Here is a 19,549-nt window from a genome sequence, read left to right on the forward strand (position 1 = left end):
ATGCAACGCAAATGGGCAACGATATTACTCAGTAGCTTTATATTTTTAAATGGTTGTCAGGTTATGCCACATGCTAAAGGGCTGCAAAGTCCACTGTGGCAGGCTCAGACTTATCAAAGGCAAGATCAGGTTGAAGTTCAGTGGAAGCAGCAAAGTTTTAGCTTCTTGTTATATCAACAGCAAAAGGGTGCTGTACTGGATATGGTCGCTTTAAGCTTGACAGGTCAACAATTATTTAAGTTACAGTTTGATGGGCATCGGGTTCATGTTGAACAACGTATTGATCAAATGCGTTTATTGCCTTTTGAGTTTGTGGTACGTGATCTTTTGTTTGCAACCTACCCTCAATTTTCACATTTAGGGCAGCAAGCTGTGGAGATGAAACAACAAGCAGACAAGCAGGTTGTTTATATTGAAAAGCAACCTGTATTGCAGCTTAAACAAGGACAAGGAAGCATTGAATTGATTAATGAACAAGTCCCTTATACCATGACGCTGAGTTCGATTGAGAACACCTTGCAGACAGAAGAAAGTCCTACGCCATGAAACATCTACCTTCAGAAAATAAAGTCGCAATGGCAGTAGGCATACAATTTAGTGTTGGTTTGTCAGCTTTAGGCTACGAACTTAATCAAATTAAACAAGCATTACAGCAGCCGCAGCAAACCTTGAGTTTGCGAGATGATTTAATCGCTGATCGTGATGTTTGGGTGGGGCAGTATATGCACCCGTTATGTTCGCACGTACCCGATGCTTTGCAGTCTGTAGATTCACGTAATCTACGTTTTGCATTAACCGCATTATCTAAAATCGAAACAGAGTTAAAAGCTTATACAGCATCCTTTGAAAATAAACGTTTAGCCATTGTGGTAGGCACCTCTACTTCTGGTATTGCAGATAATGAATTATTACTTAAGCAATATTTTCAAGGGCAAACAGATCTATCGATATCACACTATCCTCAAGAAATGAGCTGTTTAGCGAAAGCATTACAGCAGTACTTAGGGTGGGAAGGACCTGCATATACGATTTCAACAGCTTGTTCTTCTAGCGCTAAAGCATTAGCCGCAGGGCAGAGATTACTTCATGCAGATTTAGCAGATGTTGTGCTGGTGGGGGGCGTCGATACCTTGTGCAAATTGACCCTAAATGGATTTAATAGTCTAGAAAGTTTATCTGAACATATTTGCCAACCCTGCGGCGTAAGCCGTGATGGTATTAATATTGGTGAAGCTGCTGCGTTTTTTGTACTAAGTAAAGAACAAGCACCAGTCATGTTAATGGGGACGGGTGAATCTATGGATGCGTGGCATATTTCAGCCCCGCACCCTGAAGGCAAAGGTGCAGCTTTAGCTATGCAACGTGCATTAGATATGGCACATATTTCCGCTCAAGAGATTGGTTATATCAATTTGCATGGAACGGCAACTCCACAAAATGACGCAATGGAAATTAAGGCTGTAAGACAAATTTTGGGTGATTACCAAGTTGCTTTAAGTAGTACAAAACATAAAACTGGACATTGTCTCGGTGCAGCGGGTGCCATCGAAGCTTTTATTTGTGAGCAAGTTTTAAAAGATCAAAGTTGGTTGCCTTTACATCAAAGTGTTGAGATTGATCCAGCTTTGGCCGACCAAAACTATGTGCAAGATGCTGAACTAAAACAACCCATTCGCTATGTCATGAGTAATTCTTTCGCTTTTGGGGGAAGTAATATTAGTCTTGTTTTTGGAGTGAAGCCCTAATGAAACTGGATGCAATTCAATATATTCCTCATGAGCAACCGATGGTATTTGTTGACCATTTAACGGATGTTGCTGAAGGGCGGGCACAAGCAGAACTCACGATTACACCAGAGCTCATGTTTTGTGAAGCGGAAGGATTGCCGACATGGGCAAGCATTGAAATTATGGCACAAACAATTAGTGCTTATTCAGGCTGGCAAGGTCAGCAGTCAAAACAAGCACCAAAAGTCGGTTTTTTATTGGGAACACGTAAATTAAATTTACCCATCCCTTATTTCTCCTTAGGTTCACGATTGATTATCCAAATAGAGCAACAATATTTTCATGAAGGACTTGGGCAATTTTCCTGTGAAATTCAATATGCTGAGCACTGCATTCAGGCAACGTTAAGTGTATTTGAACCTACAGAAACACCATTTGAATAACCACAAAGAATTAGGAATACATCGTGACAAGACGAATTTTAGTAACGGGTTCAAGCCGAGGAATTGGGAAAGCGATTGCATTACAGCTGGCAAAGGCTGGTTTTGATGTAACTGTACATGCACGTTCTCGTCAGGCAGAGGCTGAGCAAGTCGTACAAGAGATTCAAGCCTTAGGTCAAAATAGCCATTATTTAATGTTTGATGTAAATGAGCGCCAGACGGTTCAACAAATTCTAGAACAAGACGTAAAGCAGCATGGCGCTTTTTATGGGGTTGTATTAAATGCAGGTCTTACTCATGATGGTGCTTTTCCTGCGTTAACAGATCAAGATTGGGATGAAGTAATTTCGACTTCCTTAGACGGTTTCTATAATATTTTAAAACCACTTATCATGCCAATGATTCACTTACGCAAAGGTGGCCGTATTGTCACTTTATCTTCTGTATCTGGAATTATGGGTAATCGTGGACAGGTCAACTACAGTGCTGCAAAAGCAGGTCTAATTGGTGCGACCAAGGCTTTGGCACTCGAATTGGCGAAGCGAAAAATTACTGTGAACTGTGTAGCCCCTGGACTGATTGAAACCGAAATGGTGACAGATGAAGTCAAAGAACATGCGCTTAAAATGATTCCGCTGCAGCGCATGGGACAGGTTGATGAAGTGGCGAGCGTAGTGAAATTCTTGTGTTCAGATGAAGCCTCGTATGTAACTCGACAGGTGATCTCTGTAAATGGAGGACTCATCTGATGAAACGTGTAGTTGTGACAGGAATGGCAGGCATTACCTCTTTAGGTGAAACTGCCGATGACATCTTTGCGCGATTTGAAGCTGCTAAAAGTGGTATTCGCTACATGCCGGAGTGGGAGCAATATGTTGACCTTCGGACCAAGCTTGCTGGGCCTGTTGAAACATTTCATGTTCCAAAACATTTTAACCGTAAGGTTACCCGTGGGATGGGGCGTGTAGCGCTCATGTCTGTGGTTTGTGCCGAAACTGCTTTACAAAATGCTGGTTTGCTCGGGCATGAAATTTTGTCTAGTGGCGAAGCGGGTGTTGCCTTTGGTTCTTCTGCGGGTAGCGTAGATGCCGTGGGTGAGTTTGCAAGCATGTTGCTTCACCAGAGCATGAGTAAGATTAATGCCACCACTTATATTCGCATGATGGCCCACACCAGTGCAGTGAACATGACCGTATATTTTGGTCTAAAAGGATTAACTTTACCTACCTCAAGTGCATGTACCTCTGGTTCCATGGCAATTGGGCAAGCTTACGAGGCAATCAAATATGGCAAACAACAAGTCATGATTGCGGGTGGTGCAGAGGAACTCAGTGCGGCAGGGGCGGCAGTTTTTGATGTATTGTTCGCAACCAGTGGTATGAATGATCAACCTGAAAAAACACCACGTCCTTTTGATGCTAAACGAGATGGATTGGTGATTGGTGAAGGGGCAGGGTGTTTAATTCTCGAAGAATATGAACATGCCAAAGCACGAGGTGCTCATATTTATGCAGAAGTGATTGGTTATGGTAGCAATACCGATGGTCAACATGTCACTCGTCCTGAATCAGAAATGATGGGGCGCTGTATGGAGTTAGCGCTTAAAGATGCATCTGTAGAAGCTAAAGACATTGACTATGTAAATGCACATGGTACTTCAACTGATCAGGGTGATGTGGCGGAGAGCCAAGCCACTGCAAAAGTTTTAGGCTATAAACCAATTAGCTCTTTAAAGAGTTATTTTGGACATACGCTGGGGGCGTGTGGGGCTATTGAAGCTTGGTTAAGCATCGAAATGATGAATCGTGGCCGTTTTATTCCAACTTTAAATCTAGATGAAATCGACCCACTATGTGGTGAACTAGATTATATCGTTCAGCAGCCGAGAAATTTGGATGCTGACATTATTATGAGCAATAACTTTGCTTTTGGCGGAATTAATACTTCGCTTATTTTTAAACGTGTTAAACAATAAGGAACACAACAATGTTAAATAAAAAACTTTTATTTGTAGCAATGCTAAGTGCGGGTTTTACTGCCACTGTTCAGGCTGGAGATGAAGTACATCAGTTAAATTTTAAAGAAGCTGTAGACCGTGCGGTTGCAGATGGGACTTTGGATGGTTCGGTAAAGTTTTATTTAAAGGGTACAAAGTCTGGTGGTAAAGTTATTCAAAAAGATGCGGTGACGAATAAAAAGACCAATGGTTTTGGTAAGTCGGCAGCAACGTCTTGTGACTGGGTTTTGCGTTCAGCACTGATCCAAATGCAAAACAATGCCAAAGCACAAGGGGCAAACGCCGTGACCAATATTGTGAGCTATTTTAAAGCCAATGAAACAACGAGTACGACAACTTACGATTGCTATAAAGGCACCATGATGGCGGGTGTTGCTTTAAAAGGCGATGTCGTTAAATTCTAATAATTTTAAGTAAGGTCGAGATAATGTCTAAGCGGAAAATTGAAGTCTATACACAGGCATTATCTCAGCTTCTTTTAAAGTCTAAACAAGATTTTCCAGACTTCCGTTCATTTAATCATTATAAAAAACAACAAATACAGAGTGTCAGAAATCGACTGATTGCAGAGAAACTACAACTCAATTCAATGGATTTGGAGTTTGCAAAGCATGAGCATGGCAAGCCCTATTTATTGAATCACGATTTAAATTTTAATCACTCTCATAGCCAACAATATTATGCTTTAGCGATGAGTCAGCATGTTAAAGATATCGGTATAGACGTTGAAGAGTTAGACCGTAAAGTACGTTTGGAAGCTCTAGCGCAGCATGCATTTCATCCCGATGAATATGCAACCTGGCAAAGTCTAGAACAAGATAGAGAATATTGGTTTAAAGTCTGGACCACAAAAGAAGCCGTTTTAAAAGCTTCAGGACTAGGCATACGCCTAGATTTAAATACGTTAAATACTCAGGCACATTCTACTGATCATGGTGGAGTCTGTTCTCACCCACTTAATGGGACATTTGCTTATCAGAATTTTATTGTTGGCAATATGATATTAACCGTGGCATGGCGTTCAGAGTTATCTTGCCGTGGTTTTCAGTTTCCATCTATTCAGCTTCACTCGCTTGATCGTTAATAATATAAATAGCACACATAAAAAAAACCGCGTATTACGCGGTTTTTTTTATTAAAAGGGAAAGCTAAAATATTAAGCTTGACCTTCAACAGCTGCAGCTTGAGCACGTTGCATGTTAGCTTCGAACTCTGCATCAAAGTTGATTGGAGTAAGAAGTAACTGTGGGAAGCTACCTTTAGTTACTAAATCATTTACAGCTTCACGTAAAAACGGGAACAAAATATTTGGGCAGTATGCGCCTAAAATATAAGGTAAACGCTCTTCTTCAATGTTGTCGATCAAGAAAATACCTGATTGAGTTACATCTACAATGAACGCTGTTTCGTTGTCGTTATCGGCTTTTACCACAACTTTTAAAGAAACTTCAAAGTGAGTTGGGTCAATCTTTTCTGCAGCAGAAGAAAGATTGATATTAAGTTCAGGTTGCCATTGTTTTGTGAAAACCTGCGCCCCAGGAACCTCAAAAGAAATATCTTTTGTATAAATACGCTCTAAAGCTAATTGTGGTTGAACTTGTTGTTCTTCGCTCATTGTTTTTTCCTTAATATGGATGCGATGTTAAGCCAATAATTCGTCGAGTTTACCTTCACGCTCTAAAGCATAAAGTTGGTCAAAACCACCAATAAACTGATCGTTTATGAAAATTTGTGGGACAGTACGATGATTTGTGCGTTGCATTAATTCAACACGTACTTCGGGTGCTTCAACAGAAAGATTTACTTCTTTATAAGCAACACCTTTACGCTCAAGTAACTGTTTAGCACGAACACAATACGGGCATACAGAAGTTGAGTAAACAATGACATTTGCAGCCATGATAATTCTCCTTAAGCTTTTGGTTTGCTTTTAACAAGAGGTAAGCCTTGTGCTTTCCAGTTACTAATACCACCATCAAGACGATAGCTATCGTGGTGAGCAACTTTTTGCAAAGCACTTCCGGCAACTTGCCCCAAGTTGCAAATAAATACCAGTGGACGGTCACTTGCTTTTAATTCGTCAGCATGACTTGCGATTTGGCTATACGGAATATTGCGACTGCCACTAATGTGACCTTCGCGGAAATCTTTGCTATCGCGTAAGTCAATCAAAAGAGCATTTTTCGCTTTCACTAAAATACCAAGCGACTGTGGAGAAATTTTACGACCATTACGTTGACCTTCAAAAATGAAGAACAACACGATCAAGACTCCGAGCGTACCAAACAAAATGGGGTGATTCCCCATAAACTCTAACCAGCGTTCCACAAGTCACCTAAAAAAATTAAAAAACAAAATTGACCTAGAGTATAGCGTATATAGATGGTGATCAAAATCACCACTTCAAGGGCAAATAGGGCAGAAAATCAGTTTTTTTGCTGCGCTTCTTGAATCTCGTCGATTAAACGCAAAAAGCTATCTAGACGTCGTGGCAAAATTTCACCTGCTTCGACAGCATTTTTTAAACCACAATTCTTTTCATGAGTATGAGTACAATTACGGAATTGGCAAGATCCTAGATGTGCTGCAATGTCTGGAAAGCCCATACGAATTTTTTCTAAATCGAGATGCCAAAGCCCAAACTCACGAATTCCCGGAGAATCAATTAAGGCACCATTTTTACCGAAGTTGATTAAGCGCGTAGAGGTTGTCGTGTGTTGTCCAAGTGCAGAGTTTTCAGAAATAACATTAGTTTTTTGCTCTGCATCTGGAATGAGCACATTAATTAAAGAGCTTTTTCCTACGCCTGATTGCCCTACAAATGCTACGGTTTCACCATCTAAACGCTCAGATAAAGCAGAGATATCTCCCTTCTTGGACTGACAAATCATTACTTCATAACCCAAAGTTTTATATTCTTCTAATAGAGTGAGAATTGGGTCATTTTCAGTGAGTAAATCAGACTTATTGAGGACCAAAAGAGCTGGAATGTTTGCATCTGCACAAGCAACTAAATATCGATCAATTAACGTTGGAGCGGGTTCAGGAAGCGGTGAAAATACAATCACAATCAAACTGATATTTGCGGCCACTGGTTTAACTTTGTGATAGCGGTCAGGGCGGGTAAGTAAAGATGTACGTGGGTGAATGGCTGTAATAATGCCTAGACCCGTATTGGGGTCTGCCTGCCATTTAACACGATCACCAGTTACAAGTAACTCAAGATTAGTTCGGGTATGGCAACGCCAAACACTATTGAGCTCGATCGGCTTCCAGAATGGTTCAGGTTCTCCTTCAGCAACTTGTGGTTTTTCTGGGTGATGCTCAGGTACAGAGAGGGCTTGTACTTCAAGTTGACGGCCATAGTGTTGTACAACGAGTCCATCTAGATCCTGTGAAGTATCGATCTCTTCTTGGCGAGTTTTATGCTGTTTTTCAATACGACGTTGCTGCTGTTCAGTTAAACGACGCTTACGAATTAAAGCCATTCATATCCCAAAAAAACCATTGTTTGAAGACCGCAAAAATAGCATGAAGCAGCTATAGAATTACAGCGCGGAAGCAAGAAATTTGCTACTATTGATGTTTTTACGGCATTTTAGAACGTACATTCATGAGCAGTACTTTAAATACACGATTAATTTGGATTGATCTGGAAATGACCGGATTAGATACCGATAATGACCAAATTATTGAAATCGCAACAATTATTACAGATGATCATTTAAATGTACTTGCCGAAGGCCCGGTTTTGGCTATTCATCAACCTGATCGTATTTTAAATGCAATGGATGAATGGAACACTCGTCAACATGGTCAGTCTGGTCTGATTGAACGAGTTCGTCGTAGTAAGTTAACAGCCCGTGATGCTGAGTTACAAACTTTAGAATTCCTAAAAAAATGGGTAAATCCAAAAGTTTCACCAATGTGCGGTAACTCAATTTGTCAGGATCGCCGTTTCTTACACCGTCTTATGCCTGAACTTGAGCAGTATTTCCACTATCGTAATCTTGATGTATCTACGGTAAAAGAGCTTTCAAAACGCTGGCGCCCTGAAATTATGAGTGGCTTGAAAAAGAATGCATCACATTTGGCAATGGATGATATTCGTGACTCAATTTCAGAGTTGAAATATTACCGCGAATATTTCTTTATCATGAATACAGATGGTAAAGATTGATTACGTTGTAGATGTGATATGAAAGGGAGGCTTAAGCCTCCTTTTTTTTATTGCATAAAGGACATTGTTACAATAATGCCGATTGCTTAATTTGGCTTTCATATTCATTTTGCTTAAAATGATGTTTTAAATTTTAATTATAAAAAGAGAGCATTTATGCAAAGTAATAACCCGATACTGACGCGAGTTGAAACGGTCAGTGACTATAGTCAACCGATGACTGTGCAAGGTGCGATTCAAAAATCTGTTATGTTGACTGTCATTGCAGCTGCGGTGGGTGTCGCTTTATTTTTCTATGCAGCCTTTACTGCAAATGTTGGTATTGCTTACGCGGCTTCAATTGTAGGTGCAATTGGTGGTTTGGTTTTAGCTTTAGTTACAACCTTTAAACCAACGACTGCGCCAACCTTGGCAATTCCGTATGCCTTATTTGAAGGGGCTTTTTTAGGTGGTATTTCGTTTACTTTCCAGTTGAAATACCCAGGTGTTCCACTTCAGGCTTTATTAGCAACTTTCGTTACGACTTTGGTGATGTTTGGTTTATATAAATTCCAAATTATCCGCGCAACTGAAAAGTTTAAGTCAGTTGTCATCTCTGCATCTTTGGCGATCTTTATTGTATTTATTGTGCAGATGATCATGCGTTTAGCATTTGGTTCAAGTGTTCCTTATATTTTTGAAAGTAACTGGTTAGGTATTGGTTTTGCTGCATTCGTCGCGGTCATTGCTTCGCTTAACCTGATTTTAGATTTTGATTTAATCGAAACTAATGCAGCATATCGTGCACCAAAATTCATGGAATGGTTGTGTGGTATCGCATTACTTGCAACTTTAGTATGGATGTATATTTCTTTCTTACGCTTACTGGGCTTATTGTCTGACGACTAAGATTGAATTCATCTAGAAGTCGCTCCTCATCAGGAGCGATTTTTTTTCGTGCGATTTTTGAAAAAAGATGCATTATGCAATTTCGAAAACCGCCGAATATTGGCATTATGCTTGAAATTGTTTTGAGTGAGATCGGCATGACACAAGGACTTTTAACAGGTAAGCGCTTTTTGATTGCAGGCGTTGCTAGTAAATTATCAATTGCTTTTGGTATTGCACAAGCATTACACCGTGAAGGTGCAGAGCTTGCGTTTACTTATCCAAACGAAAAATTAAAAAAACGTGTGGATGAATTTGCTGAGCAATTCGGTTCTAAGCTTGTGTTTCCATGTGATGTTGCTGTTGATGCTGAAATTGATAATGCATTTGCAGAACTTGCAAAACATTGGGACGGCGTAGATGGTGTTGTGCACTCAATTGGCTTTGCACCTGCACACACGCTTGATGGTGACTTCACTGACGTGACTGACCGTGACGGTTTTAAAGTTGCTCATGACATCAGTGCATACAGCTTTGTTGCAATGGCTCGTGCTGCAAAACCTTTATTACAAGCTCGCCAAGGGTGTTTATTGACTTTGACTTACCAAGGTTCTGAGCGCGTTATGCCTAACTATAATGTTATGGGTATGGCAAAAGCTTCTTTAGAAGCTGGTGTTCGTTACTTGGCATCAAGCCTTGGTGTTGATGGTATCCGTGTAAACGCGATTTCTGCGGGCCCAATCCGTACTTTAGCTGCTTCTGGTATTAAATCTTTCCGTAAAATGTTAGATGCCAATGAAAAAGTTGCGCCGTTAAAGCGTAACGTAACGATTGAAGAAGTTGGTAACGCCGCATTATTCCTATGCTCACCTTGGGCTTCAGGTATTACTGGTGAAATTCTATATGTAGATGCTGGTTTCAATACTGTAGGTATGAGCCAATCTATGATGGATGATGAATAAGTTTTAAAATTTATTCAGCCATAAAAAAGCCGTAGTTGAAGGACTACGGCTTTTTTAATTGGTACAAGTTATTGCGGCAGTTCTTTTACAGGTGAACCACCTAAAGCTTGCATGAGAGTGACATACGCGTTGTATTGGCTTTGCTTGGTTTCAACGAGGCTTAAACGTGCAGTACGTGTTGTTTGCTGAGCATCAAGAAGTGTTTTTAATGCAACAGCACCATAACGGTAACGAACTTCGGTTAAACGTTCAGTTTTTTCTGCAAGTTCAACATTACGCTCTTGTAATGCTACTTGTTTGTCGAGTTCGGTACGACTCGATAAAGCATTTTCTACATCAGCAAAAGCCTGATAAAGCGTTTGACGATATTGAATAATCGCTTTTTCATAATCCAGATTGCTAATCGCGATATCTTTCTTCATATCGTTATATTGCAAAAACGGTAAGCTTAAACTTGCACCAAGCGTGAGAGCAGGGTTACGTAATAACTCCGTTAACGATGTGCTGCTTGAGCCTAGACTGCTGGTTAAGCTAATCGAAGGGTAGTAGCTCGCCTTAGTAGCATCTTTAGTTGCTAATGCTTTTCTTAAGCGAAGCTCACTTGCTTGCAAATCAGGTCGGCGCGATAAAATGTCGGCAGGTAAGCCAGCACCAATTGCAGGTAGAGCAGTGCGTGGTAAACGCTTTGGCTCTTGAATATTTAATTGCTGCAATGGTTCATGTAATAACACCGCAATGGCTGTGCGAGTTTCAACCAGTTGTTGTTCAATCTGGCTTAAACTCGCTTTCTGGCTTTGTACTGATTGTTCTGCTTGAGTCAGATCTACACCTGAAACGGCACCAGCTTTATATTGAATCTGTACCAAGTCATAAAGCTTTTGAGAGGTTGCTAGACTTTGCTGGGCAGTTGTGTAGCGCTCATTTAAATAACCGAGTTGCCAATAGAGTTTGGCAGTGGTTGCAATTAAACTTTGCCCCGTGGCTTGTAAGTCTTGTTCTGTCGCTAAAGCTTCCCATTTACTTGCTTCGGTTTGGCGAGCAAGCTTGCCAAATAAATCAAGCTCATAGCTTACGCCAGCGCTCATTGATAGACCTTTAGCACTGTCATCTCCCGAATTTAAATCGAAAGAATGTCCAGTAGATACACTTGAACTGGTTCGTAAGCCTTGTTTGTTAGCGGTTAAGTCAACTTGTAGACGGGCTTGCTTTAGAGCAATACCTGCAACTGCTAAATCACTATTACGTTCTAATACATTACTTACAAGTTGATTGAGCTGTGCATCGTTAAAGAGTGTCCACCAACGGTCAGAGTATTGATCGGCAGACATGTTTTTTGTTTTTGCTGTGTCATACTGAAAACTACCCGGAACTTGTACTGCAGGTGTTTCATAAGGTGTTTTTACTACAGCTGCACATCCTACAAGAGAACCTGTGAGAAGAAGTGCTGTGCTGAGTTTAGTCATAGAGAAAGACATGCAATTTTCCTTATTCTCGAGATAGTGCGGCAACAGGGTCAAGTTTCGCGGCATTCTTGGCAGGCAAGAAACCAAATACGACACCAATCAGTGTTGAACAGACAAATGCTGCAATAATAGAAGTGCTTGAATAAGCCACGCTAAAGTTACCGCCAGCAAATTTATTAATAAGTTGCCCAAGGCCAAGCGACAGTAAGACGCCAAGCACACCACCAATTAAACACACCAAAATTGCTTCAATCAGGAATTGTTGCAAAATATCACTTTGACGCGCACCTACGGCCATACGTACACCAATTTCCTGAGTACGTTCAGTCACTGAAACCAACATAATATTCATTACCCCGATACCACCAACCACCAGTGAAATTACGGCAATTGCTGAAACCAGAAGGGTCATTGTACTGGTTGTTTTCTCAATGGTCTGACGGATACTGTCACTGTTCATGGTGAAAATATCTTGTGCACCATGGCGCTGGGTTAATAAATTTACAATCGCATTTTCAGCTGCGGCAGTTGAATATTTATCATTAATACGAACCACGATATTGCGAACATGGGTTTGCCCTAGCATACGACTCATCACGGTTGTATAAGGCATATAGACATTTAGCGTGTCATCTGAGCCCATACCGCTTGTTTGCGGTTCTACAATGCCAATAATACGGGCAGGTACACTACCGAGCAGTACGACTTGACCGATAGGGTTGGTACCGTCACTAAAGAACTGCTTTTGAGTATTGGTATCAATGACCACATCCTGTGAGCGATCACGGACACTACGTTGATCAAAAGTTTGTCCATCTTTAAAGACCAAACCTTTCACATCGAAATAATCGTTACTCACACCATTAATGGTCGCGTTCGCTTCATTTTGTTGGTAACGCATGGTTTTGGATGTGCTGACGATTGGGCTGACTGCACTAACATACGGTTGAGTCATTAACGCATCGGCATCGGCAGGCACCAAGGTTTTAAAACTTGCAGTTTTAGAGTTATCACCAAAACCGCGGCCCTGAAATACCGTAATCGTATTTGTTCCCAGACTGCTAATATTGCTTAAAATTTGCTGTTGAGAGCCTTTACCTAGCGCGACAACCGTAACAACCGATGCAATACCAATAATGATCCCAAGCATCGTTAAAAAAGTACGCATGCGATGGGCATTCATAGACAGTAAAGCCATTTGAAAGGCTTCTGATAAACGGTCTAAAGTAGAACGCCATGCAGAAATACTTTTGCCTTTCTTCTGTTTACCTTGCAAAGCAGGCGCCGCATCAGGATCAGTCTTGATTGGTTCGGCTGCTTGATCTGGAACATTAGGGCGGTCACTAATAATTTCTCCATCACTAATCTCGATAATACGAGTCGCATTTTTTGCAACTTGCATATCGTGGGTGACTAAAATAATAGTGTGACCTGCAGCATTGAGTTCACGCAAGATACGCATCACCTCAACACCACTATGAGAGTCGAGTGCCCCCGTCGGTTCATCTGCCAGAATAACGTCACCGCCATTCATCAGCGCACGGGCAATCGAAACACGTTGCTGCTGACCACCAGAAAGTTGGCTTGGTCTATTAAGTGTTTTAGTACCTAAACCTAATTCGGTCAGTAAAGCCGTTGCGCGTTGTTTACGTTCAGAAGGGGTAACACCTGCATAAACAGCTGGAACTTCTACGTTACCTTCGGCAGATAAGTCGCCCAGTAAGTGGTAGCGCTGGAAAATAAAACCAAAATATTCACGGCGTAGTCGAGCGAGTTGATCTGGCTCAAGTTTACCGGTTTCTTGTCCATTAACTTTGTAACTACCACTCGTAGGTCGGTCCAAACAACCCAGAATATTCATGAGGGTCGATTTACCAGAACCAGATTGACCGACAATGGCAACCAGTTCACCTTCATAAATGGTTAGGTCAATGCCTTTTAAAATTTGTATCGTGCTTTCGCCAGCAGGGAATTCCCGGACTAGATTGCTGACTTCAAGCAAAGCTTGTTTTGTCATGCTTACATTCCCATTGGGCCACTACGGCGACGGTTATTACTACTATTTGCCGATGCAGCAGAAGTATCTGCACTATCAGCAATGACAACTTGATCACCTTGTTTTAAGCCAGCAAGAACTTGCGCATTTACACGGTTGTTAATACCCACCAAAATTTGAGTCGGTTTAGTTGTGCCGTCAGCTTGTAATACACGTACAACACTTAACGTTAATTTACCTTGTTCAACGAGTTGTTTTTGTTCAGCAGTTAAATTTAAGCGTTCTAAACGAGCACCATTACCTTCATGTTTGCGTTCTGTACTTGGGGTAGAACTTGCTTTCTCAGATGATTGACCTGATTTTCTTTGACCAGAAAATTGTTTACTACTTAAAGCAGAAGATGGAACCAATAAAGCATTTTTAGCTGAATTTAATACGATATAAACTTGTGCAGTCATATCAATACGCAATTTACCATCGGTATTTGGCACATCGAATAAGGCATTGTAGTAAACAGCTGAACTGGTTGTTGAGCTTGTTGTACTGGTTGATTCGCTCGAAATTGAGTCAGGAGCTGGTTCAATTTGACGTAAAGTTGCATAGCGCTTGGTTTCATCACCTAAAGTTGTAAAGTAAACCTGTTGTCCTTTTTCAACTTTCATAATGTCAGCTTCACTGACTTGCGCCTTAATCGTCATGTTTTGTAATTTTGCAATTTTGACAATTGTTGGCGCGCTTTGGTTCGCGTTTACGGTTTGACCTTCTTCAGTCACAATCGCGACAACCGTACCATCAGTTGGAGCAACAATACGTGTGTAACCAATATTGGTTTGTGCTGTAGATTTTGTGACTTTTGCAGATTCGATTTGTGCATCTAATGCTTTAATTTGTGCCTGAGCTGTTTTATAGCTTGCCTCAGCCGATTCTAAATCTGCACGTGGCGTTGCGTCTTGCGCATACATTTGTTGCTGACGACGGTATTCAAGTTGCTTTTCATTTAAGGAAGCAACTTGTTGAAGACGCTGTGCTTCTAAATTTTTAATGTTTGCATCAGAGGTCTTTAAGCTATTTTCTTGGGTGGTTGAGTCAATTTGTGCAATGAGTTGACCTTGTTTAACCTGATCACCCAACTGTACATACATCTTTTTAACCTGACCAGATACCTGCGCACCCACACTAATGAGTTTGGTTGCATCTAGTGTACCTGTTGCAAGTACATTATTTTCAATATCCCCACGTGTTACCTCAGCAGTAATATATTGAGGTTGCTGCTGTTTAGGCTTTAAAAACTTCCAAGCTAATACAGCAATAACTGCTATACAGAGGATAATAATAACAAGTTTGATTGGCTTTATTTTTGGCATGGTGAGAGGTCGAAAAGTTTAAAATTTAATTTAGTATAAAAGCGAAATGAGGATAAAACGTGAATTTTTATTATATTTCAAGAATGAAGAAAAATGATTCCGCCGAATTATTGTATAAATAGCGTTTTCCCACATAATTCAGCAATGGCCTGCTGCATCAAATGTTGAGCATTTTCATTCGACATACCTTTAATTGCTGCATCAACTTGCAATAGAAGGGTAGACCATCCTAAAAACTGTTGAGGATTTAATCTTCTTAAAGCTTGTTGATATAAACTGACTTTAGTTTTCCAGATACCAAGTTGTAATGCATTATGAGGCTGTTCAAATAATTGCATCAGTAAACGCATTTCTTTGCTTAGTGTCCATAAAATCAGACTTTCTGGTTCGCCAGCAGCAATTAAATATTGAAAAATCTTAATGGACTGAGCGAGATTACCTTCTAACAGTGCGTCACTTAAATCGTAAGTGGTGTAACGAGACTGATCTTGTAAACAAGCATACAGCTGTTCAATTTGAATCAGTTGTTGGTCTGGAAAAGTATCTCTTACACGCATCAAGCTATTCTTAGCTGCGAGCAGATTATGCTCATGATGCTGCATGAGCCACTGCCATGCGTCATTATCGAGTTGAATTTCAAGTTTCTCTGCTTCAGCAGATAAAATTCTTTGACGGTCTTGCGGATAGTTTGCCGTAAGGGCAACAACAACACCATTTGCTTCCACAACTTGGAAAAAAGCAGACTTTAAGCTACTACTATCTTGCTTAGGTAGAACAATTAAAAGCAGGTTATTTTCATTATGCTGAATATAGCTTTTAAGCTGTTTTAATCCATTTGCGTCAGGCTTTATATTGCCATGCACTTCAATGGCAAGCTGCTGAGAAAATAAAGATAAGCTGTTAAGCGCGTTAAAAACATTCTTCCAGTCGCTCACGCTACTAATATCATAGCGCTGTCTTTCAACTTCTTGTTGTTGCCAACTTTTACGAAAAGCATCTAATAAATTTTGTTCCAGTAAAGGTTCTTGGCCATGTAAAATCCACGCACCCCGTGCTTCCGGAATGCGTTTTAAGGCTTGTAAATAGTCAATTTTCATTGCTGGTAAAAATAAAGATTAAGGCTGAGCTTTTGGTAAACGGTTTGCTGAAATCTGACGAGTAATTTGCTGTGCAATGTCATCAATTACAATACGTTGTAAATAAGATTCTTGCTGATTTTCGGTGTTAACCGTTGCAAGGTCATATTGATAACTACGAGATGCAGTTAATGAACGTGGTTCAGTAATTTTATTACCCTGACGGTCTTCAATCTGGAAGGTTACGGTTAAGCGTAATAATACTTCCGTTAGTTTTCCGTTTAAAAGCTGGCGACGTGGGGTGTACTCTAAAACACGGAGTACGTAGGCATCATTATCATTGCTGAATTGAACACCATTTGCAGCTAAATAAACTTTTAACTGGGTTTCCAAATCATCAGTTTTAGCTGGTAACTCAAGGCTTAATTTTTTATAAACAAGCGGAGTTGCAGTCGGGTTGGTTCCTTTTAAATGAAATCCACACCCGACTAAGCCTGCACTAAGGCCTAAGGTCAAAACAACAGCGGCTAAACGTTTGGCAAAGTGCATGCTTGATCCTCTCATCAATAACTTTAATTAAACCACGAGGTTAACTAATTTATTTGGAACCACAATTTCTTTCTTTGTTGGTCCTGTTAAGAATTGTTGAACTTCTGGAAGGGCTTTAGCTTGAGCTAATAGATCTTCTTTAGAGATATCAACCGAAACTTCAAGTTTACCGCGAAGTTTACCGTTAACCTGTACAACAATCGTTTGCGTATTACGAGTTAATGCAGAAGCATCGACTTCAGGGAATGTTGCTTCTGTTACATCTGTACCAAACTGAGCCAATAATGTTTGACTTAAATGCGGTGCAAATGGAGCAAGTAAAGTTAACAGTGTAGTGATCGCTTCACGCTCTACAGCAACATCGTTGTCATCTTTTGCCTCAAACTTATTGCTCGCATTTAACAATTCCATCAAAGCGGCAATCGCAGTATTGAATGCATGACGACGTTCGATATCATCACTTACTTTTTGAATAGTTTCGTGTGTTTTACGACGTAAATCTTGAGCATCTTTAGACAAGTTAGCAGCATCAATCGTAGAAGCTTGGTTGCCCTTTTCAAGGAAGCTTGCTACAAGGCGCCATACACGTTTCAAGAAACGGTTTGCACCTTCAACACCTGCATCAGACCATTCTAAAGATTGGTCTGGTGGAGCAGCGAACATCATGAATACACGTGCTGTATCTGCGCCGTATTGATCAATAATCGCTTGTGGGTCGATACCATTGTTTTTCGACTTAGACATTTTTTCTTGTCCGCCGATCACAACTTCTTGACCGTCACCTGAATATTTTGCAGAAAGAATACGACCTTTTTCATCGCGTTCTAATTCGATATCAGCAGGGTTAAACCAAGTTTTCTTACCATTTTCTGCTTCACGATAGAATGTATCTGCAAGCACCATGCCTTGAGTCAACAAGTTGGTAAATGGTTCATTACCTTGTACTACACCTTCATCACGCATTAATTTGTGGAAGAAACGTGCATAAAGTAAGTGAAGAATCGCGTGTTCAACACCACCAATATATTGGTTTACAGGAAGCCAGTTTTGAGCAGCTTCTGGTTTAACCATGCCACCAGTAAAGTCTGGAGATGCATAGCGTGCGTAGTACCAAGATGACTCTACGAAAGTATCCAAGGTATCTGTTTCACGGCGTGCATCGCCACCACAGCAAGGACATTTAGTTTCATAGAATTCAGGCATTTTATTAAGCGGGTTACCTGAACCATCTGGAACAACGTCAGTTGGTAATACAACCGGAAGCTGGTCTTCTGGAACAGTGACTTGACCACAAGTATCACAGTTAATCATTGGAATTGGACAACCCCAGTAACGTTGACGAGAAACACCCCAGTCACGTAAACGGAATTGAACTTTAGAATTTGCTAAACCTTGTGGTTCTAATTTCGCAAGAAATGCATCAAAAGCAGCTTGGAATTCTAAACCGTCAAACTCACCAGAGTTAACAAGTTTACCTTCTTTTGAACCATACCATTCTTGCCACTCAGTTGCCGAGTAGTCTGCATCGTCAGTACCTTTAGCATCAATCACTTGCTTAATTGGCAAGTTGAACTTGTTTGCAAATTCAAAATCACGTTCGTCATGCGCTGGTACAGCCATCACTGCGCCAGAACCGTAAGACATTAATACGTAGTTTGCGATCCAGACAGGAAGCTCTTCACCAGTTACAGGATGCTTTACAAACAAGCCTGTTGCCATGCCTTTTTTCTCGGCTGTTGCCAAGTCCGCTTCTGCAACTGAACCCATGCGGCACTCTTCAATAAATGCAGCCAATTCAGGGTTGTTTTCAGCAGCTTTAAGCGCAAGAGGGTGTTCTGCTGCAACGGCAACATATGTCACGCCCATAAGCGTGTCAGCACGTGTTGTATAAACAGTTAAGCCATCAGCATAAACTTCAGTATTGGCAGATGGGAAAGTAATTTCCATGCCTGTAGAGCGACCGATCCAGTTACGCTGCATGGTCAACACTTGTTGAGGCCAGCCGTCTTGTAGAGTGTCTAGGTCGTCTAATAATTCTTGTGCATAGTCAGTAATACGGAAGTAGTACATTGGAATATCGCGCTTTTCAACCAATGCACCAGAACGCCATCCGCGACCATTTTCAACTTGTTCGTTTGCTAAAACAGTTTGGTCAACTGGATCCCAGTTTACTGTTGAAAGTTTACGGTAGATCAGGCCTTTTTTATAAAGCTGAACAAATAACCATTGTTCCCAGTGATAATACTCTGGTGTACAAGTTGCAAATTCACGATCCCAATCTACAGATAGACCTAATTTTTTTAATTGGTCACGCATGTACGCAATGTTTTCAAATGTCCATTTTGCCGGAGCAACTTTATGGGCAATTGCTGCATTTTCCGCAGGTAAACCGAATGCATCCCAACCCATAGGTTGTAATACAGTTTCACCTTTTAAACGATAGAAACGGCTAATCACATCGCCAATTGTATAGTTACGCACATGCCCCATATGCAGCTTGCCGCTTGGGTAAGGAAACATTGACAGGATGTAACGATGTTTACCTTCGACAGTGTCGGCAACTTTAAAGACTTTACGATTTTCCCAATCTTGTTGAACTGATGGTTCAATCGTGTTTGCTTGATATTCGGGGTCAATGTGAGAAATAGTCATAGACGTAAGCTATACAACAAAAATTGATATTAAAGATTGTTGCACAGCATAGCGCAAAATCGACAAAAATGCAGTTTTGGGATGGATTTATTTTCCGTTAAAAATTAAACAAGAATAAACCTGAAAAAAGCGGGGGTAGTCATAAAAAAGAAAAGTGGAAAAATCAAATAAGATGAAAAAATAGTCAGTTAAAAAATAATCATAGAAAAGTGTTTCTTTAATCTTGACTTTAGTGAATTAAACAACAAAAATG

General features: G+C 40.6%; 20 protein-coding genes. 10 read left to right on the plus strand and 10 right to left on the minus strand.

The window, feature by feature from the left end; translation table 11 throughout:
- Genes J580_RS18565 through J580_RS18595 form a run of 7 tightly spaced genes read left to right on the plus strand, consistent with a single transcriptional unit; the run spans window position 1 to window position 5,271 of the window.
- On the plus strand, window positions 1–546 hold the full coding sequence (locus J580_RS18565) for a DUF3261 domain-containing protein (protein ID WP_016142227.1): 546 nt from the start codon (window positions 1–3) through the stop codon (window positions 544–546).
- Window positions 543–1,745: a beta-ketoacyl-[acyl-carrier-protein] synthase family protein gene (locus tag J580_RS18570; protein WP_032005198.1), complete on the plus strand. Its 1,203-nt coding sequence runs from the start codon at window positions 543–545 to the stop codon at window positions 1,743–1,745. Before J580_RS18565 ends, J580_RS18570 begins: the two co-directional genes overlap by 4 nt.
- On the plus strand, window positions 1,745–2,170 hold the full coding sequence (locus J580_RS18575) for a 3-hydroxylacyl-ACP dehydratase (RefSeq protein ID WP_032005199.1): 426 nt from the start codon (window positions 1,745–1,747) through the stop codon (window positions 2,168–2,170). The genes J580_RS18570 and J580_RS18575 overlap by 1 nt, the downstream gene beginning before the upstream one ends.
- A gap of 23 nt (window positions 2,171–2,193) precedes the next feature.
- Window positions 2,194–2,919, plus strand: coding sequence for a 3-ketoacyl-ACP reductase FabG2 (locus tag J580_RS18580; RefSeq protein ID WP_081403706.1), 726 nt, complete (start codon window positions 2,194–2,196; stop codon window positions 2,917–2,919).
- Entirely contained in the window at window positions 2,919–4,145 is a 1,227-nt protein-coding gene (locus J580_RS18585) for a beta-ketoacyl-ACP synthase (RefSeq protein WP_032005201.1), read from the plus strand. Before J580_RS18580 ends, J580_RS18585 begins: the two co-directional genes overlap by 1 nt.
- Before the next feature lie 11 nt (window positions 4,146–4,156).
- Window positions 4,157–4,591: a hypothetical protein gene (locus J580_RS18590; RefSeq protein WP_016144319.1), complete on the plus strand. Its 435-nt coding sequence runs from the start codon at window positions 4,157–4,159 to the stop codon at window positions 4,589–4,591.
- A 23-nt stretch (window positions 4,592–4,614) separates the two neighbouring features.
- On the plus strand, window positions 4,615–5,271 hold the full coding sequence (locus J580_RS18595; RefSeq protein WP_032005203.1) for a 4'-phosphopantetheinyl transferase family protein: 657 nt from the start codon (window positions 4,615–4,617) through the stop codon (window positions 5,269–5,271).
- A gap of 72 nt (window positions 5,272–5,343) precedes the next feature.
- Here the strand turns inward: J580_RS18595 and secB are convergent, their stop codons facing one another.
- The 4 genes from secB to rsgA all read right to left on the minus strand — a co-directional run bounded on the left by secB (window position 5,344) and on the right by rsgA (window position 7,675).
- Entirely contained in the window at window positions 5,344–5,802 is a 459-nt protein-coding gene (gene secB / locus J580_RS18600; protein ID WP_031968657.1) for a protein-export chaperone SecB, read from the minus strand.
- Window positions 5,803–5,829: 27 nt separating this feature from the next.
- Window positions 5,830–6,087, minus strand: coding sequence for a glutaredoxin 3 (gene grxC / locus J580_RS18605; protein WP_002114715.1), 258 nt, complete (start codon window positions 6,085–6,087; stop codon window positions 5,830–5,832).
- An 11-nt stretch (window positions 6,088–6,098) separates the two neighbouring features.
- Window positions 6,099–6,515: a rhodanese-like domain-containing protein gene (locus J580_RS18610; RefSeq protein ID WP_000443006.1), complete on the minus strand. Its 417-nt coding sequence runs from the start codon at window positions 6,513–6,515 to the stop codon at window positions 6,099–6,101.
- Between the two features lie 98 nt (window positions 6,516–6,613).
- Window positions 6,614–7,675: a ribosome small subunit-dependent GTPase A gene (rsgA, locus tag J580_RS18615; RefSeq protein WP_032005204.1), complete on the minus strand. Its 1,062-nt coding sequence runs from the start codon at window positions 7,673–7,675 to the stop codon at window positions 6,614–6,616.
- A 125-nt stretch (window positions 7,676–7,800) separates the two neighbouring features.
- On the opposite strand from rsgA, the gene orn reads away from it, so the two are divergent.
- From orn to J580_RS18630, 3 genes are all read left to right on the plus strand, one after another.
- A complete protein-coding gene (gene orn, locus J580_RS18620; protein ID WP_000099436.1) occupies window positions 7,801–8,367 on the plus strand; it encodes an oligoribonuclease in 567 nt (188 codons plus the stop codon).
- Window positions 8,368–8,523: 156 nt separating this feature from the next.
- Window positions 8,524–9,255: a Bax inhibitor-1/YccA family membrane protein gene (locus tag J580_RS18625; RefSeq protein ID WP_032005206.1), complete on the plus strand. Its 732-nt coding sequence runs from the start codon at window positions 8,524–8,526 to the stop codon at window positions 9,253–9,255.
- A gap of 137 nt (window positions 9,256–9,392) precedes the next feature.
- Window positions 9,393–10,196, plus strand: a complete 804-nt coding sequence (locus tag J580_RS18630) for an enoyl-ACP reductase FabI (protein ID WP_032005208.1) — start codon at window positions 9,393–9,395, stop codon at window positions 10,194–10,196.
- 68 nt (window positions 10,197–10,264) lie between these two features.
- Here the strand turns inward: J580_RS18630 and J580_RS18635 are convergent, their stop codons facing one another.
- From J580_RS18635 to leuS, 6 genes are all read right to left on the minus strand, one after another.
- A complete protein-coding gene (locus J580_RS18635) occupies window positions 10,265–11,659 on the minus strand; it encodes an efflux transporter outer membrane subunit (RefSeq protein WP_081403720.1) in 1,395 nt (464 codons plus the stop codon).
- Window positions 11,660–11,681: 22 nt separating this feature from the next.
- Window positions 11,682–13,676 (minus strand): MacB family efflux pump subunit, encoded by a 1,995-nt coding sequence (locus tag J580_RS18640; RefSeq protein WP_017385757.1) that lies wholly within the window; start codon window positions 13,674–13,676, stop codon window positions 11,682–11,684.
- A gap of 2 nt (window positions 13,677–13,678) precedes the next feature.
- Window positions 13,679–15,019 (minus strand): MacA family efflux pump subunit, encoded by a 1,341-nt coding sequence (locus tag J580_RS18645; RefSeq protein WP_032005212.1) that lies wholly within the window; start codon window positions 15,017–15,019, stop codon window positions 13,679–13,681.
- 107 nt (window positions 15,020–15,126) lie between these two features.
- On the minus strand, window positions 15,127–16,116 hold the full coding sequence (holA, locus tag J580_RS18650) for a DNA polymerase III subunit delta (RefSeq protein ID WP_032005214.1): 990 nt from the start codon (window positions 16,114–16,116) through the stop codon (window positions 15,127–15,129).
- 18 nt (window positions 16,117–16,134) lie between these two features.
- The gene (gene lptE, locus J580_RS18655; protein ID WP_002115142.1) at window positions 16,135–16,644 is read right to left on the minus strand and encodes an LPS assembly lipoprotein LptE; all 510 of its coding nucleotides are present in this window, start codon (window positions 16,642–16,644) and stop codon (window positions 16,135–16,137) included.
- Between the two features lie 27 nt (window positions 16,645–16,671).
- The gene (gene leuS, locus J580_RS18660) at window positions 16,672–19,296 is read right to left on the minus strand and encodes a leucine--tRNA ligase (protein ID WP_032005216.1); all 2,625 of its coding nucleotides are present in this window, start codon (window positions 19,294–19,296) and stop codon (window positions 16,672–16,674) included.
- Window positions 19,297–19,549 lie beyond the last annotated feature (253 nt).

This window comes from Acinetobacter sp. 1542444 (assembly GCF_000581835.1).
Lineage (GTDB): Bacteria > Pseudomonadota > Gammaproteobacteria > Pseudomonadales > Moraxellaceae > Acinetobacter > Acinetobacter pittii.